This is a genomic window from Variovorax sp. P1_H2 (assembly GCF_056405295.1).
In genome coordinates this window covers 23732-38188 of record NZ_JBFUCJ010000071.1, presented here as the reverse complement: position 1 = coordinate 38188, position 14457 = coordinate 23732, and the positions used below count along the sequence as shown (strand labels likewise).

At 68.4% G+C, this 14457-nt stretch carries 13 protein-coding genes and 1 pseudogene; 1 reads left to right on the top strand and 13 read right to left on the bottom strand.

What is annotated here, in order from left to right:
- Nucleotides 1–395, top strand: a pseudogene (locus AC1D2E_RS22215) (DEAD/DEAH box helicase); the annotation flags it as partial.
- Between the two features lie 121 nt (nt 396–516).
- Here AC1D2E_RS22215 and AC1D2E_RS22210 read toward each other — a convergent pair.
- The 13 genes from AC1D2E_RS22210 to AC1D2E_RS22150 form a co-directional block, all read right to left on the bottom strand.
- A complete protein-coding gene (locus tag AC1D2E_RS22210) occupies nt 517–1587 on the bottom strand; it encodes an ABC transporter ATP-binding protein (protein ID WP_478199395.1) in 1071 nt (356 codons plus the stop codon).
- Nucleotides 1588–1732: 145 nt separating this feature from the next.
- A complete protein-coding gene (locus tag AC1D2E_RS22205; protein ID WP_478174354.1) occupies nt 1733–2590 on the bottom strand; it encodes a carbohydrate ABC transporter permease in 858 nt (285 codons plus the stop codon).
- Nucleotides 2587–3462 (bottom strand): carbohydrate ABC transporter permease, encoded by an 876-nt coding sequence (locus AC1D2E_RS22200; protein WP_478199394.1) that lies wholly within the window; start codon nt 3460–3462, stop codon nt 2587–2589. The genes AC1D2E_RS22205 and AC1D2E_RS22200 overlap by 4 nt, the downstream gene beginning before the upstream one ends.
- Before the next feature lie 19 nt (nt 3463–3481).
- Nucleotides 3482–4858, bottom strand: a complete 1377-nt coding sequence (locus AC1D2E_RS22195; protein ID WP_478199393.1) for an ABC transporter substrate-binding protein — start codon at nt 4856–4858, stop codon at nt 3482–3484.
- A gap of 76 nt (nt 4859–4934) precedes the next feature.
- Nucleotides 4935–5681 carry a FadR/GntR family transcriptional regulator gene (locus tag AC1D2E_RS22190; RefSeq protein ID WP_478199392.1) on the bottom strand — a complete coding sequence of 249 codons (747 nt, stop codon included), beginning with the start codon at nt 5679–5681 and terminating at the stop codon, nt 4935–4937.
- A gap of 11 nt (nt 5682–5692) precedes the next feature.
- On the bottom strand, nt 5693–6670 hold the full coding sequence (locus AC1D2E_RS22185; protein ID WP_478199391.1) for a 2-hydroxyacid dehydrogenase: 978 nt from the start codon (nt 6668–6670) through the stop codon (nt 5693–5695).
- Nucleotides 6671–6782: 112 nt separating this feature from the next.
- Nucleotides 6783–8294 (bottom strand): N-acyl-D-amino-acid deacylase family protein, encoded by a 1512-nt coding sequence (locus AC1D2E_RS22180; protein ID WP_478199390.1) that lies wholly within the window; start codon nt 8292–8294, stop codon nt 6783–6785.
- Nucleotides 8291–9202, bottom strand: a complete 912-nt coding sequence (locus tag AC1D2E_RS22175) for a MurR/RpiR family transcriptional regulator (protein ID WP_478199389.1) — start codon at nt 9200–9202, stop codon at nt 8291–8293. Before AC1D2E_RS22175 ends, AC1D2E_RS22180 begins: the two co-directional genes overlap by 4 nt.
- On the bottom strand, nt 9202–10473 hold the full coding sequence (locus AC1D2E_RS22170; protein WP_478199388.1) for an amino acid deaminase: 1272 nt from the start codon (nt 10471–10473) through the stop codon (nt 9202–9204). The genes AC1D2E_RS22175 and AC1D2E_RS22170 overlap by 1 nt, the downstream gene beginning before the upstream one ends.
- Nucleotides 10474–10489: 16 nt before the next feature.
- Entirely contained in the window at nt 10490–11482 is a 993-nt protein-coding gene (locus AC1D2E_RS22165) for an ABC transporter ATP-binding protein (protein ID WP_478199387.1), read from the bottom strand.
- A 115-nt stretch (nt 11483–11597) separates the two neighbouring features.
- Nucleotides 11598–12635: an ABC transporter ATP-binding protein gene (locus AC1D2E_RS22160; protein ID WP_478199386.1), complete on the bottom strand. Its 1038-nt coding sequence runs from the start codon at nt 12633–12635 to the stop codon at nt 11598–11600.
- Entirely contained in the window at nt 12632–13498 is an 867-nt protein-coding gene (locus AC1D2E_RS22155; RefSeq protein WP_478199385.1) for an ABC transporter permease, read from the bottom strand. Before AC1D2E_RS22155 ends, AC1D2E_RS22160 begins: the two co-directional genes overlap by 4 nt.
- Complete coding sequence (locus AC1D2E_RS22150) at nt 13495–14445, bottom strand: ABC transporter permease (protein WP_478199384.1); 951 nt, start codon at nt 14443–14445, stop codon at nt 13495–13497. Before AC1D2E_RS22150 ends, AC1D2E_RS22155 begins: the two co-directional genes overlap by 4 nt.
- Between the last annotated feature and the right edge of the window lie 12 nt (nt 14446–14457).

Sequence of the window (14457 nt, the reverse complement as noted above, 5' to 3'; positions counted from 1 at the left end):
GCCGTGGCCAGGGCCCGGCGCGCGGACCGCAGGGACCGGCGCGCGCGCCGCACCATGCGCCGACGCACCATGCGCCGACGCACCACCAGAACCACCTGCCGCATGAAGAGCGCCAGCCGCGCCATCACGGCAACAGCCACAGCCCGACGCAGGCCGACGCGGTGGCGCATCTGCGCGCCGAAGCGGTGGCCGGCGGCGACGGCCAGCCCGATCCGTTGCGCACCAGCGTCGACAGCCTGGGTGGCGGCCGCGGACGTCGCGGCGGCGGTGGCGGCTACGGCGGCAACCGTTCCGGCGGTGGCGGCCGTTCGGGTGGCGGCGGTCGCTCGGGCGGCGGCTACGGTGGCGGCGGTGGCTACGGCGGTGGCGGCGGTGGCCGCTCTTTCGGCCGCTGAATCTCAGCGACCCCCGCTTCTCCGACAAAAAGGGCGCGCTGCGCCCTTTTTCTTTTGGCCTTGAGCTCCGGCCTCCGGCAACGGGTGCCGGATGGCGCCGATCGCCGCGGCCCGAGCGCGCTCAGCTCAAGCGAGCGCCGGTCTGTCGGTCGAACAGGTGCACGCTGTCGCTGCCGATCATCAGCCCCACGATCTGGTCCGGCTGGGCATCGACCCGGCCATGCACCGCGAGGATCAGTTGGACCCCGCCGACCTCGACCAGCAGCTCGGTCTCGGCGCCGGTCGGCTCGACCACGATCACCTTGGCCGGCACGCCGCTCGAGGCATCCGACAAGGTGATGTCGCCCGGCCGCACGCCATAGTGGACCGCCTGCCCGTCGATGGCCGAGGTGGCGACCGGTGCCGGCCACGATGCGCCCTGCGCCTCGACGCGGCATTGCCCGTTGGCGCGCCGCACCGTGCCCTCCAGCACGTTCATCGACGGCGAGCCGATGAACTGSGCGACRAACAGGTTGTCGGGCCGGTCGTASAGCTCSAGCGGCGTGCCGATCTGCTCGAYSRYGCCGTCGTGCATSACGACGATGCGGTCGGCCATSGTCATCGCCTCGATCTGGTCGTGGGTGACATAGACGGTGGTGGTCTTGAGCCGCTGGTGCAGCGCCTTGATCTCGGCGCGCATCGCGACCCGCAGCTTGGCATCCAGGTTGGACAGCGGCTCGTCGAACAGGAACACCTTCGGGTCGCGCACGATCGCTCGCCCCATGGCGACCCGCTGCCGCTGACCGCCGGACAGCTCGCGCGGATAGCGCCCGAGCAGCTGGTCGAGGTTGAGGATCTTCGCGGCATCGGCCACGCGCTTGTCGGTGAGCGCTTTCTCGGCCTTGCGCAGGCGCAGGCTGAAGCCCATGTTCTCGCCGACCGTCATGTGCGGATACAGCGCGTAACTCTGGAACACCATCGCGATGTCGCGGTCCTTCGATTCGAGCTCGTTGACGACGCGGCCGTCGATCATGATCTGGCCGCCGCTGATGTCTTCCAGGCCGGCCAGCATGCGCAGCAAGGTGGACTTGCCGCAGCCCGAGGGCCCGACCAGCACCACGAACTCGCCGTCCTCGATCTCGAAGCCCAGGCGCTCGATGATGCGGGTCTTGCCATAGGACTTCTGGACATCGCGAAAAGTGACTGAAGCCATTTTTGTCGTCTCTTTCTCTCTCTGTTGGCCCGGCGAAGCCCGGGCCTGTTCGGGGGACACCGCGGAACCGGCTTTGCCGGGCCGCCGGTGTCGCCCCCTGAAAGGGGGTGGGCGCCCGGACACGGAGTGCCGGGCAACCTGGGGGTCAGCTCTTCACCGCGCCGGCGGTGATGCCGCCGACCATGTAGCGCTTGAACGTGTAATAGATCGCCGCGGGCGGCAGTGCATAGATGAGACCGGTCGCCATCAGCAGCTCCCAGGGCGAATCGTCGGCCGCGAGAAAGTTGCCGAGCGCCACGGCCAGGGTCACGCTGCGGTCGTTCGACAGCAGCAGGAAGGCGTAGAGGTACTCGTTCCAGGCCAGCAGCAGCGCATAGGTTCCGACCGCCACCAGCGAGGGCACCATCAACGGCAGGTAGACCAGCCGGAACAGCTGCAGCGGCGATGCGCCGTCCATGCGCGCCGCCTCGTCGAGCTCGTAGGGCAGCTTGTCGGAGGCCTGCTTGAGCACCCAGATGCAGTACGGCGAGGCGATGGTCACCATCGCSAGGATCAGCGCCCACTGGCTGTTGAGCAGGCCGTAGTTGCCCATGGTCTTGTACATSGGCACGGCCAGGAAGGCGGCCGGGATGAAGTAGGTGAAGAGCGCCATGTTCATCACCGTGCGGCCGCCGCGCACGCGCAGCCGGCTGATCGCGAAGGCCGCGGTGGTGGCGACGAACAGCGTGATCGCCCCGACCGCCACCGCGATGAACAGCGAGTTGCCCAGCTGCACCCAGAAGTGGTCCAGGTAGAAGTGCTTCTGCTGGAACACGGTGCTGAAGTTGTCGAGGGTCGGCGACTTAGGCCACAGCCGGCCGCTGGTCGCCGTGCCGCGCGGCGAGATCGCGAACAGCACCATGTGGTAGATCGGGATCAGCGTCCAGAGCAGCACCGGGATGCCGATCAGCAGCAGCTTGGCTTCGTTGCCCGCCGACTTGAGGGTCCAGCGCTTGCGGCTCATTTCGACAACCTCTTCATCATGAAATAGACCAGGGGCAGGATCAATGGCATCGCGACCACGATGGAGGCCATCGACAGGTCGACCTGGTCGAGCCGCAGATAGYGGATGCCGATGGTCGCGAGCACATGCGTCATGTCGGCCGGGCCGCCACCGGTCAGCAGGTAGACGCTGTTGAAATCACCCAGCGTCCAGATCATCGACAGGATCAGCGACGTGACATAGAGCGTGCGCAATGCCGGCCAGCTGATGAAGCGGAACTTCTGCCACGAACTGGCGCCGTCGACCGACGCCGCCTCGTACTGCTCGCCCGGTATCGCCAGGCGCCCCGCCACCAGGATCAGGGTCCAGAACGGCAGCGATTTCCAGATGTGCATCAGCATCGCGAAGCCGAGCGCCAGAGTCGGCTCGTTGAGCCAGTTGGGCCCGTCGAGCCCGGTCAGATGGAAGATGGTGCTGTTGATCACGCCCCACTCGGGGTTGAGCATGAAGCGCACCGACAGGATGGTCGGGATCGACGGCACGGCCCAGGGCAGGATGAAGATCCCCGCGAGGACCTTGATCCACCAGCGCGACTGCACGAAGAAGCCCGAGAGCACCAGCGCCACGGCCATCTTGACGTTGATGGCGACGATCAGGAACACCACCGTGTTGATGACCGAGCGGAAGAAGATCGGGTCCTCGACCAGGTGCACGTAGCTCTGCGGATGGCGTGCCAGCCAGAGGCCGTAGCACACCGGGTAGAGCACGAAGACGGCGAACACCAGCAGGTAGGGAACGACCATCAGCCGGCCCCAGAACTGCCAGCGTCCGAGCTTGCTGGCGGGTATTGCGGCGCTGCCGGCCGCGGTCACGGCGCTTGCGGTGGAACTCATGGTCGGCTGCCGCGTCAGGTCAACGTGCGACCGTCTTGATGCGCTCGATCATCTCGTCGACCGCCTTGTCCACCGGTACCTTGTCGCTCACCACGCGATTCATCGCCTTGGCCCAGACGTTCTCGTTGTTGAGCACGGTGAACTTGTAGTTCTTGGTGAATTCGAAGGTGACGGTGCCGGCCGCGTACTGGTTGAACACCGACTTGCGATGCGGATCGGCCTGCCAGAACGGGCTCGCCTGCCCCGCCTTGGTGACCGGGAACCAGCGGCCCAGCGAGCCTTCGACGTAGGGCGTGAGATTCTCTTCCTGCAACAGGAAGGCGACGAACTCCTTGGCGCRCTGCTTGTTCTTGGCTTCCTTGAACACCACGCCGGTCTTGACCGCGGTGCGGTAGACCATCTTGCTGCCGTCGGGCTTGTTCGGGAAGCCCGCGGTGCGGATGCGCTCGGTGTAGTTCTTCTTGGCCTCCTCGCGCTGCTCGGGCGTGAGCGATGCGTTGTTGGAGTCGTCGAGCCACTTGGCGGCGATCGAGATCGTCGCGTTGTGCGTCATCGCGGTCGTCTTGTTGTGGAAGGCGACGTTGTTGTCCGGGTCCTTCCAGCTCGTGGACGACGGCGGCGTGCAGCCCTTGGTGTAGGGCGCCGTGTAGTCGCTCATCGCGCTGATCAGCCCGGTACGCACGGCAGGGTCGTCGACCAGCAGCTTGCCGCTGTCGTTGACCATCTTCACGTTGTAAGCGTCGGCGAAGGTCAGGAAGGAATAGAACGAATCGCTCGAATCCACGCCCATCGGCATGCCGATGCCGAAGTTGCGCTTGCCGCTCTTCTGGCGGCTGGCCGACTGCACCTTCTCGCACCAGAACGACCAGTAGTCCTTCCAGCCCGTCGGGATGTCCGACTCCTTGAAGCCGGCCTCGTTCAGCATGTCGATCCAGTATTCGATATGCATCGTCTGCTGCTTGATCGGGAAGGCGTAGTAGGCCTTGGCCTTGGTCTTGTCGTCGTAGAGGAAGGTGGTCTCGATGGTGTTCGGGGCGAAGCGCGAGGCGATCGGCGCCATGACGCTGCTGATGTCCTCCAGCTTGTCGTCGTAGGCCCACTTGCCGGTGACCTGGAAGTCGTAGACGTCGGCATAGGCGACATCGGGCGGGCTGCCCGAGTCGAGCGCCGAGACGGTCTTCGGGATCATGTCCTGCACGGGGTACTGGGACAGCTCGATCTTGACGCCCTTGTGCTTGTCCTCGAACTTCTTGATGGCGGCGAACAAGGCATCGTCCTCGGCCTTGTAGAAGCCCTTGACCCACCAGACGGTGAGCTTCTCCTGCGCCGAAGCCTGGCCGGCGACCGTGAGGCCCAGGGCCATCATCGCCGGGACCACGAGTGCTTTGAATTTCATGTGTCTTGTCTCCTTCTTCTTGCAGCTGAACAGCTCGGTGCACGAGCGGGGTGGGTAAGGGAAATCTCGGCGAGCCTCAGACGGCCGCCCGCAGGCGCGGCGGCGGACGCGACAAGCGGGGCAGCCGGCGGCGCGAGCCCAGCACTTCGTCGATGTCCTGGCGGGCGCCGTCGATCAGCTTGATGATGGCCCGCTCGGCCCGTCCCGGATTGCGGGCGATGACGGCGTCGAGCACCGCGCGATGCAAGGGCAGCGACAGCGCCGGGCCGTCCTTCTTGACGGTCGATATCTCGAAGCTGGTGCGCAGCAGCGCATGCAGGGCCTTGCTCATCTGCGCCAGCATGCGATTGCGGGCGCTGCGCAGCAGGCCGTTGTGGAAGCGCAGGTCGAAAGTGACATAGTCGCCGCCGAATTCCACCGCGTGCTTCATGCCGGCATAGGCGGCCTCGATCTCCTCGATGTCCTCGGGCGTGGCGCGCTCGGCGGCCAGCCGCACGGCGGCGGGTTCGACCGCGCGCCGCAGGTCCTGCAGGTCGCGCAGGAACTCGGGCGTGAGGCCGGCCCGGGCCTGCCAGGTGATCACGTCGGGGTCGAACCAGTTCCAGTGCTCGTCGGGCAGCACGCGGGTGCCGAGCTTGGGCCCGGTGACGATCAGGCCCTTGGCCACCAGGGACTTCACGGCCTCGCGCACCACCGTGCGGCTGACGCCGAAGGCCTCGCAGAGCAAGGGCTCGGCCGGCATCGGCGTGCCGACGGCGTACCGGCGCGAGACGATCGCCTCCCCCAGCAGATCGAGCGTGCGGCCATGGGTATTCTTGGCCATGGGCGTGCCGCTCAGGCGGCGACCGGCGTCAACAGCGGCTGGCCGGCGAAGTGGGCGCGCAGGTTGTCGAACACCAGCTGGCCCATGGCTTCGCGCGTCTGCTTGGTGCCGCTGCCGATGTGCGGCGTCAGCACCACATTGGGCAGCGCGCGCAGGGCCTCGGGCACGTTCGGCTCGTTGGCAAAGACGTCCAGCCCGGCGCCGGCGATCTTGCCGTGGCGCAGCGCGTCGATGAGGGCTTCTTCGTCGACTACGCTGCCACGCGCCACGTTCACGAGGTAGCCCTCGGGGCCGAGCGCCTTCAGCACGCGGGCATCGATCAGGTTCTTGGTGGCGGCGCCGCCCGGGGTGATCACGACCAGGAAATCGACCGCCGCGGCCAGCGAGACCGGATCGGGATGGTAGGTGTAGCCGACGCCGGCGCGCGGCGAGCGCGCGGTGTAGGCCACCGACATCTTGAAGGCCAGGGCGCGCTCGGCGATCGCCTGGCCGATGCGGCCCATGCCGACGATGCCGAGCCGGCCGCCCGTGACCTTTCGGCTCAACGCGATCGGGCCATGCGTCCATTCGTTGGCGCGCACGAAACGGTCGGCTTGCGGAATGCGGCGTGCGGTGGCGATCAGCAGGCCGATGGCGAGGTCGGCCACGTCGTCGTTGAGGACCGAGGGCGTGTTGGTGACGGGCACGCCGCGCTCGTGCGCGGCCGGCACGTCGACGCCGTCGTAGCCGACGCCGAAGACCGAGATCACCTCGAGGGCCGGCAGCTGCGCGATCAGTTCGCGCGGCACCTTGGCCTCGCCGTTGGCGACCACCCCGCGGATCCGCGGCGCCACGGCGGCGAAGGCGGCCGGGTCGCTGAGATGGATGCGGTCGTGCAGCGTGTAGTGCTGCCGCAATTGCTCCAGCAGGAAAGGCATCAACGGTGCGACGAGCAGCAGCTCGGGCCGTGCGGCGTTTTCTGAGGTCAATTCATCTCCTGCTGAAACCATCCGTGCGCAAATGCACCCTTCGGCAGCGCCGGTCAACGGCCGCTGTCCGATCGAATCATATGATGATTGAAATGACAGTCGCGCAGGACAAACCCTGATGGCGAAGCGACGGCTAGCGCGCCACGTTCACCGTGCGTTTCACGAAGCGGCCCGCGCGCGCACCCGTCGCGCGGCCTTCGGCCGTGTAGCTCAACACCCCATTGACCCAGACCCGCTCGATGCCTTCGCTGAACTCGCGCGGCCGCTCGAAGGTCGCGCCGTCCTTCACGCGCAGGGGATCGAACAGGACGATGTCGGCCATGTAACCGGCCTTGAGCAGGCCGCGCTCGCCGATGCGGAAGCGCGCCGCCGACAGGCCGGTCATCTTGTGTACCGCCTGCTCGAGCCGCAGCAGGCGCTTCTCGCGCCAGTAGCTCGCCAGCACGCGCGGGAATGCGCCCCACAGCCGCGGGTGCGGCCGCTCGTCGTGCGGCAGGCCGTCGGAGCCGATCATCGCCAGCGGATGCGTCACGACGCGCTGCACGTCGTCCTCCCGCATCTGGAAGTAGCAGGCGTTGCCTGGCTTCAGCCGGCGCGCGGCATCCTGCTGGGAGACGCCCCACTCCGCCGCGATGTCGGCCAGGTAGCGACCGCCGACCTCGGGATGCGGCTGGCTGCCGGTGATCAGGATGTCGATGATGCCGTCGACCAGGTCCTCGCGCAACACGGTCGAACCGGCGGTGTACGGGTAGACGTCCATGCCGATCTCCTGGCCGCGCGCCAGCGCTTCGATGAACGGCAGGGTCTCGCGTGTGCGGCCCCAGTTGGCGGGGCCGGCGCACTTGTGGTGCGAGATCACGAGCGGCAGGCCGGACTGGCGCGCGGTCAGCGCGGCCTCCTGCAGTGCGGGCAGGATGCCGGCCAGCTCGTCGCGGATGTGGGTCGCGTAGACGCCGCCGTTGCGCGCCGCCACGCTGGCGACGGCGACCAGTTCCTCGACGTCGGCCGCGAAGGCCTCTTCGTAGAACACGCCCGAGGACAGGCCCAGGGCGCCCGCATCCATGGCCTCCTGCATGGCGGCCGCCATCGCCGACCGCTCGGCCTCGTTGGCGGGCCGGTCGAGCACCGCCATGTGGCGCATCCGCAGCGCCGTGTGGCCCAGCAGCGCGGCGACGTTGACGGCCGGCCGCGCCGCATCCACGGCCTCGGCATAGGCACGCATCGTGGCGTGGCGGAACTGGCCCCGGCCCAGCAGCGACAACGGCGCCCCGGGCGAGTCGGTCACCATCGGCGCCAGCGAGATGCCGCAGTTGCCGACGATCACGGTGGTCACGCCCTGCGAGATCTTCGGCAGCATGTCGGCCTTCTCGATCGCGGCCGCGTCGTCGTGCGTGTGGACATCGATGAAGCCGGGCGCGACGACCAGGCCGGTGCAATTGACCTCGTCCACCGGGCCTTGGGCGCGCAACTGCGCGAGGACTTCATGCGGCGTCTGGCCGGGCGGAGCGACCGACACGATGCGATCGCCCGCGAACAGCACATCGCCCTGCCAGCCCGGCGTGTCGCTGCCGTCGACGATGGTGCCGCCCTTGAGCAGCGTCGCGTGTCCGCCGGAGCCCGCCGACTGCCTGTCTTGAATCGTCATTGTTCGTCTTCGAGTGTTTCCGAGGCGCCGGAATACTCGGCACTGTCGAAGCCGTGCTTGTGCAGCAACTGCTTGAACTGCTGCAGGCCGCGCGTCGCGACCGGCCCGAGCTTCTGTGCCAGCCGGACCATCAGGATCTCGATCACCACCAGGTGCGCGAGATAGGCCTCGGTGCCGACGCGCATCACGGCGTCCTGCGGCACCGACACCGCGATCACCAGGTCCGCGGCCTCGGCCAGCGGAGTGTCGGGCTGCGTCAGCGCCACCACGGTGGCGCCCTGCGAGCGTGCGAAGCGCGCGGCCTCCAGCGTGTAGGGCATGCGGCCCACGTGCGAGATCACGAAGGCCACGCCGTCGGGTCCGAGCGTGCTCGCCGAGACCAGCTGCTGGTGGGCGTCGAAGATGGCGTTGGCGGTGCAACCCAGCCGGAACAGCCGGCTCTGCAGTTCGTTGGCCATGAAGGTCGAGGCGGCGCCGACCGAATAGCAGTCGATGCGCCGGGCTTGCGCCAGACGGTTCGCGACCCGGTCGAGCACGTCGACGTCGATGCGCCGGCCCAGCTCGGTCAGCGAGGACACGGCCGCATGAACGATCTTGCTCGCGACGTCGCCCGCACTGTCCTCGGCCAGCACGCTGCGGTGCAGGTAGGAGCCCGTGACGGCCAGGTCCTGCGCCAGCGCCAGCATGAATTCACGCACCGACTCGAAGCCGAAGCTGCGGCAGGTCCGCACGATGGTCGGCATCGAGACACCGGCCTGCTGCGCGAGCTGCTCCACGGTGGCGGCGACGGCGGCGCGCGGATCCTCGAGCACGCACTGGACCACGCTGCGCTGCGCGGCCGGCAGTTCGTCCATGCGCTCGCGCAGGCGCTGCAGCAGATGGACGGAAGCGTTGTGGGTCGCCGTCATCAGAAGCGCGTGCTGATGGCGCCCGTGACCGCCATGTCGTCCTCGACCAGCGCCAGCCAGCGCCACTTGTCGAAGGTCGTGCAGGGGTGCGAGATGCCGAGCGCCACCCGATCGCCGACCTGCGGCGCCGCGCCCGCGGGATCGAAGCGCAGATAGGCGTGCTGGTCGTTGAGGGCACTGATCTTCCAGTTGGCGGGCGCTTCGGCCGCCGCTCGCGCGCCGCGCGGCGCATGGCGCACCGGGATCGGCATCTCCAGGTCGTAGGAGATGTCGCGGCGTCCGCAGGTCAGCAGCGCCAGCCCGGGTTCGGGCACCGACTGCACCATCGTCCAGACTTCGAGGGCCGCGCGCAACGATGCGTCCAGCCCTTCGCGCTGCTCGACCTGCTTCAGGAAGCGCGCGTAGTTGCCGTTGTCGTGCGTGACGTAGCAGCCCGAGCGCAAGACGCCCTGCACCGGCCGCGACAAGCCCTGGGCGCGCAGCAGCGGCACGACGAGATCGAAGACCGCCGAGCCGCCGGCCGTGAGCATCACGGGGCCGTCGCCGAAGAGGTTCTCCGCATCGCAGCGGCGGGCCACCTCCAGGACGCGGCCCACGAGCGCCGTGACCTCGCGCGCATCGTGTTCGCTGTCGCAGCGGGCCAGCCCGCCTTCGTAGCACTCGATGCCCTCGAGCTGAACGACCGGCGAGCGCGCGATGGCGACGGCCAGCGCGAGCGCTTCCTCGAGCGTGCGGCAGCCGGTGCGCTGGCCGGGGATGCCGATCTCCAGCAGCACGTCGAAGCAGCGCCGGGAGTCCCGGCGCCGCGCCCAGTCCTCGATCAGCGCGAGCTGGGCCAGCGAATCGACCAGAAACCAGACCCGCAGGTCGCTGTGGCCGGCGAGCAGCATGTCCAGCCCGTCGAGGTCGGCATCGCACAGCACCTGGTTGGCGATGATGCAGTTGCGCGCACCCGCTTCGACGCCGACGGCGAGCTGGAAGATGGTGGCGAAGGTCAGGCCCCACGCGCCGCCGGCCAGTTGCTGCGCAAACAGCTCGGGCGACATGGTGGTCTTGCCGTGCGGCGCCAGCGCAATGCCCTTGCGCTGCGCATAGGCCTGCATCCACGCGATGTTGTGCAGGAGCGCGGAACGGTGGATGACGGCGAGCGGGTACGAGAGGTCGTCGGCCAGCACGTTCCACCCTTTCTCGCCGATGTCGGCCGCGCGGCAGGGCGCGGCCTCGAGCGGATAACTCTTGCTGCAGTGGTCGAGGATCGGATCTTGGGTCATGGTGTGCGAAGCTTACTCAAAGGTCGTCGCGCCAGCAGGCATGCCAGTGGCCAGTCTGCACCTCGCGCAGCTGCATGTCGATGCTCGCGCAGCGCGCCTCGGCCAACGGGCAGCGGGTGCGGAAGACGCAGCCTGAGGGAGGATTCGCCGGGCTCGGCAGGTCGCCCTGCAACAGCGGGACGACGCGGCGCTGGGCCGGGTCCGGAATCGGCGCCGCCGCCAGCAGGGCGCGCGTGTAGGGATGGCGCGGATTCGCATACAGCGCCTCGGTGGGCGCGATCTCCATCACGCGGCCGAGGTACAGCACGACCACCCGGTCGCAGAGGTACTCGACCACGTCGAGATCGTGGGAAATGAACAGCAGCGTGAGGCCCAGCGCTTCCTTCAACTCGCCGAGCAGGTTGACCACCTGGGCCTGGATCGACACGTCGAGCGCCGACAACGGCTCGTCGGCCACGATGAACTGCGGCTCGACCGCCAGCGCGCGCGCGATGCCGATGCGCTGGCGCTGGCCGCCCGAGAACTCGTGCGGGAAGCGATCGGCGTGCTCGGGACGAAGACCCACCTGCTGCAGCAACTGCTGGATGCGCGGCTTGCGCGCCGCACCCTTGGCGAGCCCGTGCGTGTCCAGGGCCTCGGCAAGCACGTCGCGGATCCGCATGCGCGGGTTGAGGCTCGCATACGGGTCCTGGAAGATGATCTGCACCTTCGAGCGCAGCGGCCTGAACTGCGACTGCGACAGCCGTGCCAAGTCCTGCGGCGCCGCGTCGGAACCCTGCGCCTGGTACAGCATCTCGCCGCCGGTCGGGTCGACCAGGCGGGTCAACAACCGGCCGATGGTGCTCTTGCCCGAACCCGATTCGCCGACCAGGCCCAGCGTCTCGCCCTTGCGGATGTCGAAGCTCACGTCGTCGACGGCACGCACCGGATGGCTGCCCTTGCCGAAGTATTTCTTCAGCTGGCGGATCTCGAGCAGGTTGTCGMTCGCCAATGTCGTGCTTGTCGTCATTCGGTAACCTCCACGCTTCGCGTTGCGGTATTCGCCTTGGGGGCGGCCCGGCGGCTCATTGGATAACCTTCGCGCAGCAGCGCTTCGGTATTCGCCTTGGGAGCGGCCCGGCGGCTCATGCCGCCAACTCCTCGGTGAATCCGATGCAGCGCACCATGCGCTCGCCGCCCGTGGTTTCGAGCCCCGGCATGCGCGCATCGCAGGCCTCTCGGCGGAAGCTGCAGCGCGGTGCAAAGGCGCAACCGGGCGGCGGCGCGAACGGGCTCGACACCTGGCCCGGAATGGCCACCAGCTGCGGTCGCTTGCCCGCAACCACCGGCGAGCCTCGCCGCCGCGCCACGCCCGGCAGGCAGGCCAGCAGGCCGCGCGTGTAAGGATGCGCGGGCCGCGCGAACAGCTCGTGCACCGGCGCCGATTCGACGATGCGCCCGGCATACATCACGGCCACCGCATCGGCGTACTGCGCAACCACCCCAAGGTTGTGGGTGACGAACAGCATGCTCATGCCGGTCTCCTTCTGCAGGCGGCCCATGAGCGCGAGGATCTGGGCCTGGATCGTGACGTCGAGMGCSGTGGTCGGCTCGTCGGCGATCAGCAGGGTCGGGTTGCAGGCCATCGCCAGCGCGATCATCACGCGCTGGCGCATGCCGCCCGAGAGCTGGTGCGGATACTCGTTGACGCGCTGCGCCGCGGCCGGGATCTCGACCAGCTCGAGCATGCGCTGCGCATGCGCGTGGGCGGCCTTGCGGTCGAGCTTGAGGTGCAGGCGCACCGACTCCGCGATCTGCTCGCCGATGGTCAGCACCGGRTTCAGGCTGGTCATCGGCTCCTGGAAGATCATGCCGAGCTCGTTGCCGCGCAGCGCGCGCTTCTCGGCCTCAGGCATGTCGAGCAGGTTCACGCGGCGGCCGTCGCGCCTGACGAACCAGGCCTGGCCCTCGACCTGCGCATGCGAGGTCTTGGCATGCAGGCCCATCAGCGTGAGGCTGGTCACCGACTTGCCCGAGCCCGATTCGCCGACCAGCGCCAGCGTCTCGCCGGGACGGATCGCGAACGAGACGTCGGCCACGCTCTGGATGCGGCCGGCCTCGGTGGCGAAGGAGGTCGACAGGCCCTGCACTTCGAGCCGCGCTGCGGCCATGGTCGTGTTCATGCGGCTTTCCTCAACTTGGGATCGAGCAGGTCGCGCACGCCGTCGCCGAGCATCTGCAGCGACAGCGCCGTCAGCACGATCGCGAGGCCGGGGCAGAAGATGGTCCAGAACGCGCGGTCGGCATAGTCGAGGCTGCCCGCGATCATCGTGCCCCAGGTCGGGATGTCGGGCGGCACGCCGACGCCGAGGAAGGACAGGCCCGCCTCGGCCAGGATGGCGTAGGCGAAGATGAAGGTCACCTGGACCAGGATCGGCGACATCAGGTTCGGCAGGATGTGCTTGCACAGGATGCGCGGCGTGCGCACGCCGAGCGCCCGTGCCGCGTCGACGAACAGCAGTTCGCGCAGCACCAGCGTGGTGGCGCGTACCACCCGCGCCACGCGCGGCGTGTAGACGATCACCAGCGCCAGCATCACGTTCCACAGCGAGACGCCGAGGATCGACACCAGCGCGATGCCGAGCAGGATGTCGGGGAAGGACATCATCGCGTCGACCACGCGCATCAACGGCGCATCGAGGCGGCGGAAGAAGCCCGCGAGCATGCCCATCAAGGTGCCGAACAGCACCGCGCCCGCGGCCGTGACGACACCGATCAAGAGCGAATAGCGCGCGCCGTGCACGATGCGCAGCAGCACGTCGCGGCCCAGTTCGTCGGTGCCGGCCCAGTGGGCCAGCGAAGGCGCGTGCAGGCGCTGGCCGATCTCGATGGCACCGGGGTCGGCGTCGGACAGCATCGGGTACAGCAGCGCGACACCGACCACCAGCAGCAGCACCAAGGCAGCGGCCGCCACGATCTTGCGCGCGAACAGGCGGCGGGCCACCGGCGTCGCACTGCGCAACCAGGAAAGAACTGCGGCTTTCATTTGCCCTCCAGCCGGATGCGCGGATCGACCAGCGTGTAGACGAAATCGACGCCGAGGTTGATGAAGACGTAGATGGCGGCGATGACCAGCAGCGTGCCTTGGATCACCGGGTAGTCGCGCCGGAGCACCGCGCGCACCACCAGGTTGCCGACCCCGGGCAGGTTGAAGACGGTCTCGGTCACGACCGTGCCGCCGATCATCAGCGCCAGCGTCAGGCCGAGCACGGTGACGATCGGCACCAGCGCATTGCGCAGCACGTGCTTGACCATGATCACGTGCTCGGGCAGGCCCTTGGCGCGCGCGGTGCGCACGTAGTCCTCGCCGAGGATGTCGAGCATCAAGGCCCGCGTGAAGCGGATGATCAGCGCCGAATTCAGCAGGCCCAGCACCAGCGCCGGCAGCAGCAGGTGCTGCAGCCGCTCGTGCAGCGACGCGCTCGGGTCGCCGTAGCCCGAGGCCGGGAACCAGCCGAGCTTGACCGCGAAGAACTGGATCAGGATCAGGCCGAGCCAGAAAYTCGGAATGCTGGCACCGAGCATCGCCACGCCGCTCACCGCCTGGTCGGCCGCGCTGCCGCGCCAGATCGCAGCGGCCATGCCGGCCGGGATGCCGATCAGCGCCGCGATGCTCACGGCGAACAGCGCCAGGAACAGCGTCGGCTCGGCGCGCTCCAGCAGGGCCTGCGCCACCGGCCGCTGCAGGAACAGCGACTGGCCCAGGTTGCCCTGCAGCAGCTCGCCGACCCACAGCATGAACTGGGTCGGCAGCGGCTTGTCGAGCCCGTACTGGATGCGGGCCTTCGCAATGTCGGCGGTGGTCGCCTGGTCGCCGAGCAGCAGCGCCACCGGGTCGCCCGAGGCCAGCCGGGTCAGCGCGAAGACCAGCACCGCGACGATGGCGAGCACCACCAGGGCCCCGGCCAGGCGGGTCAGCAAGAAGCGCAGCATGGAGCGTTCCGT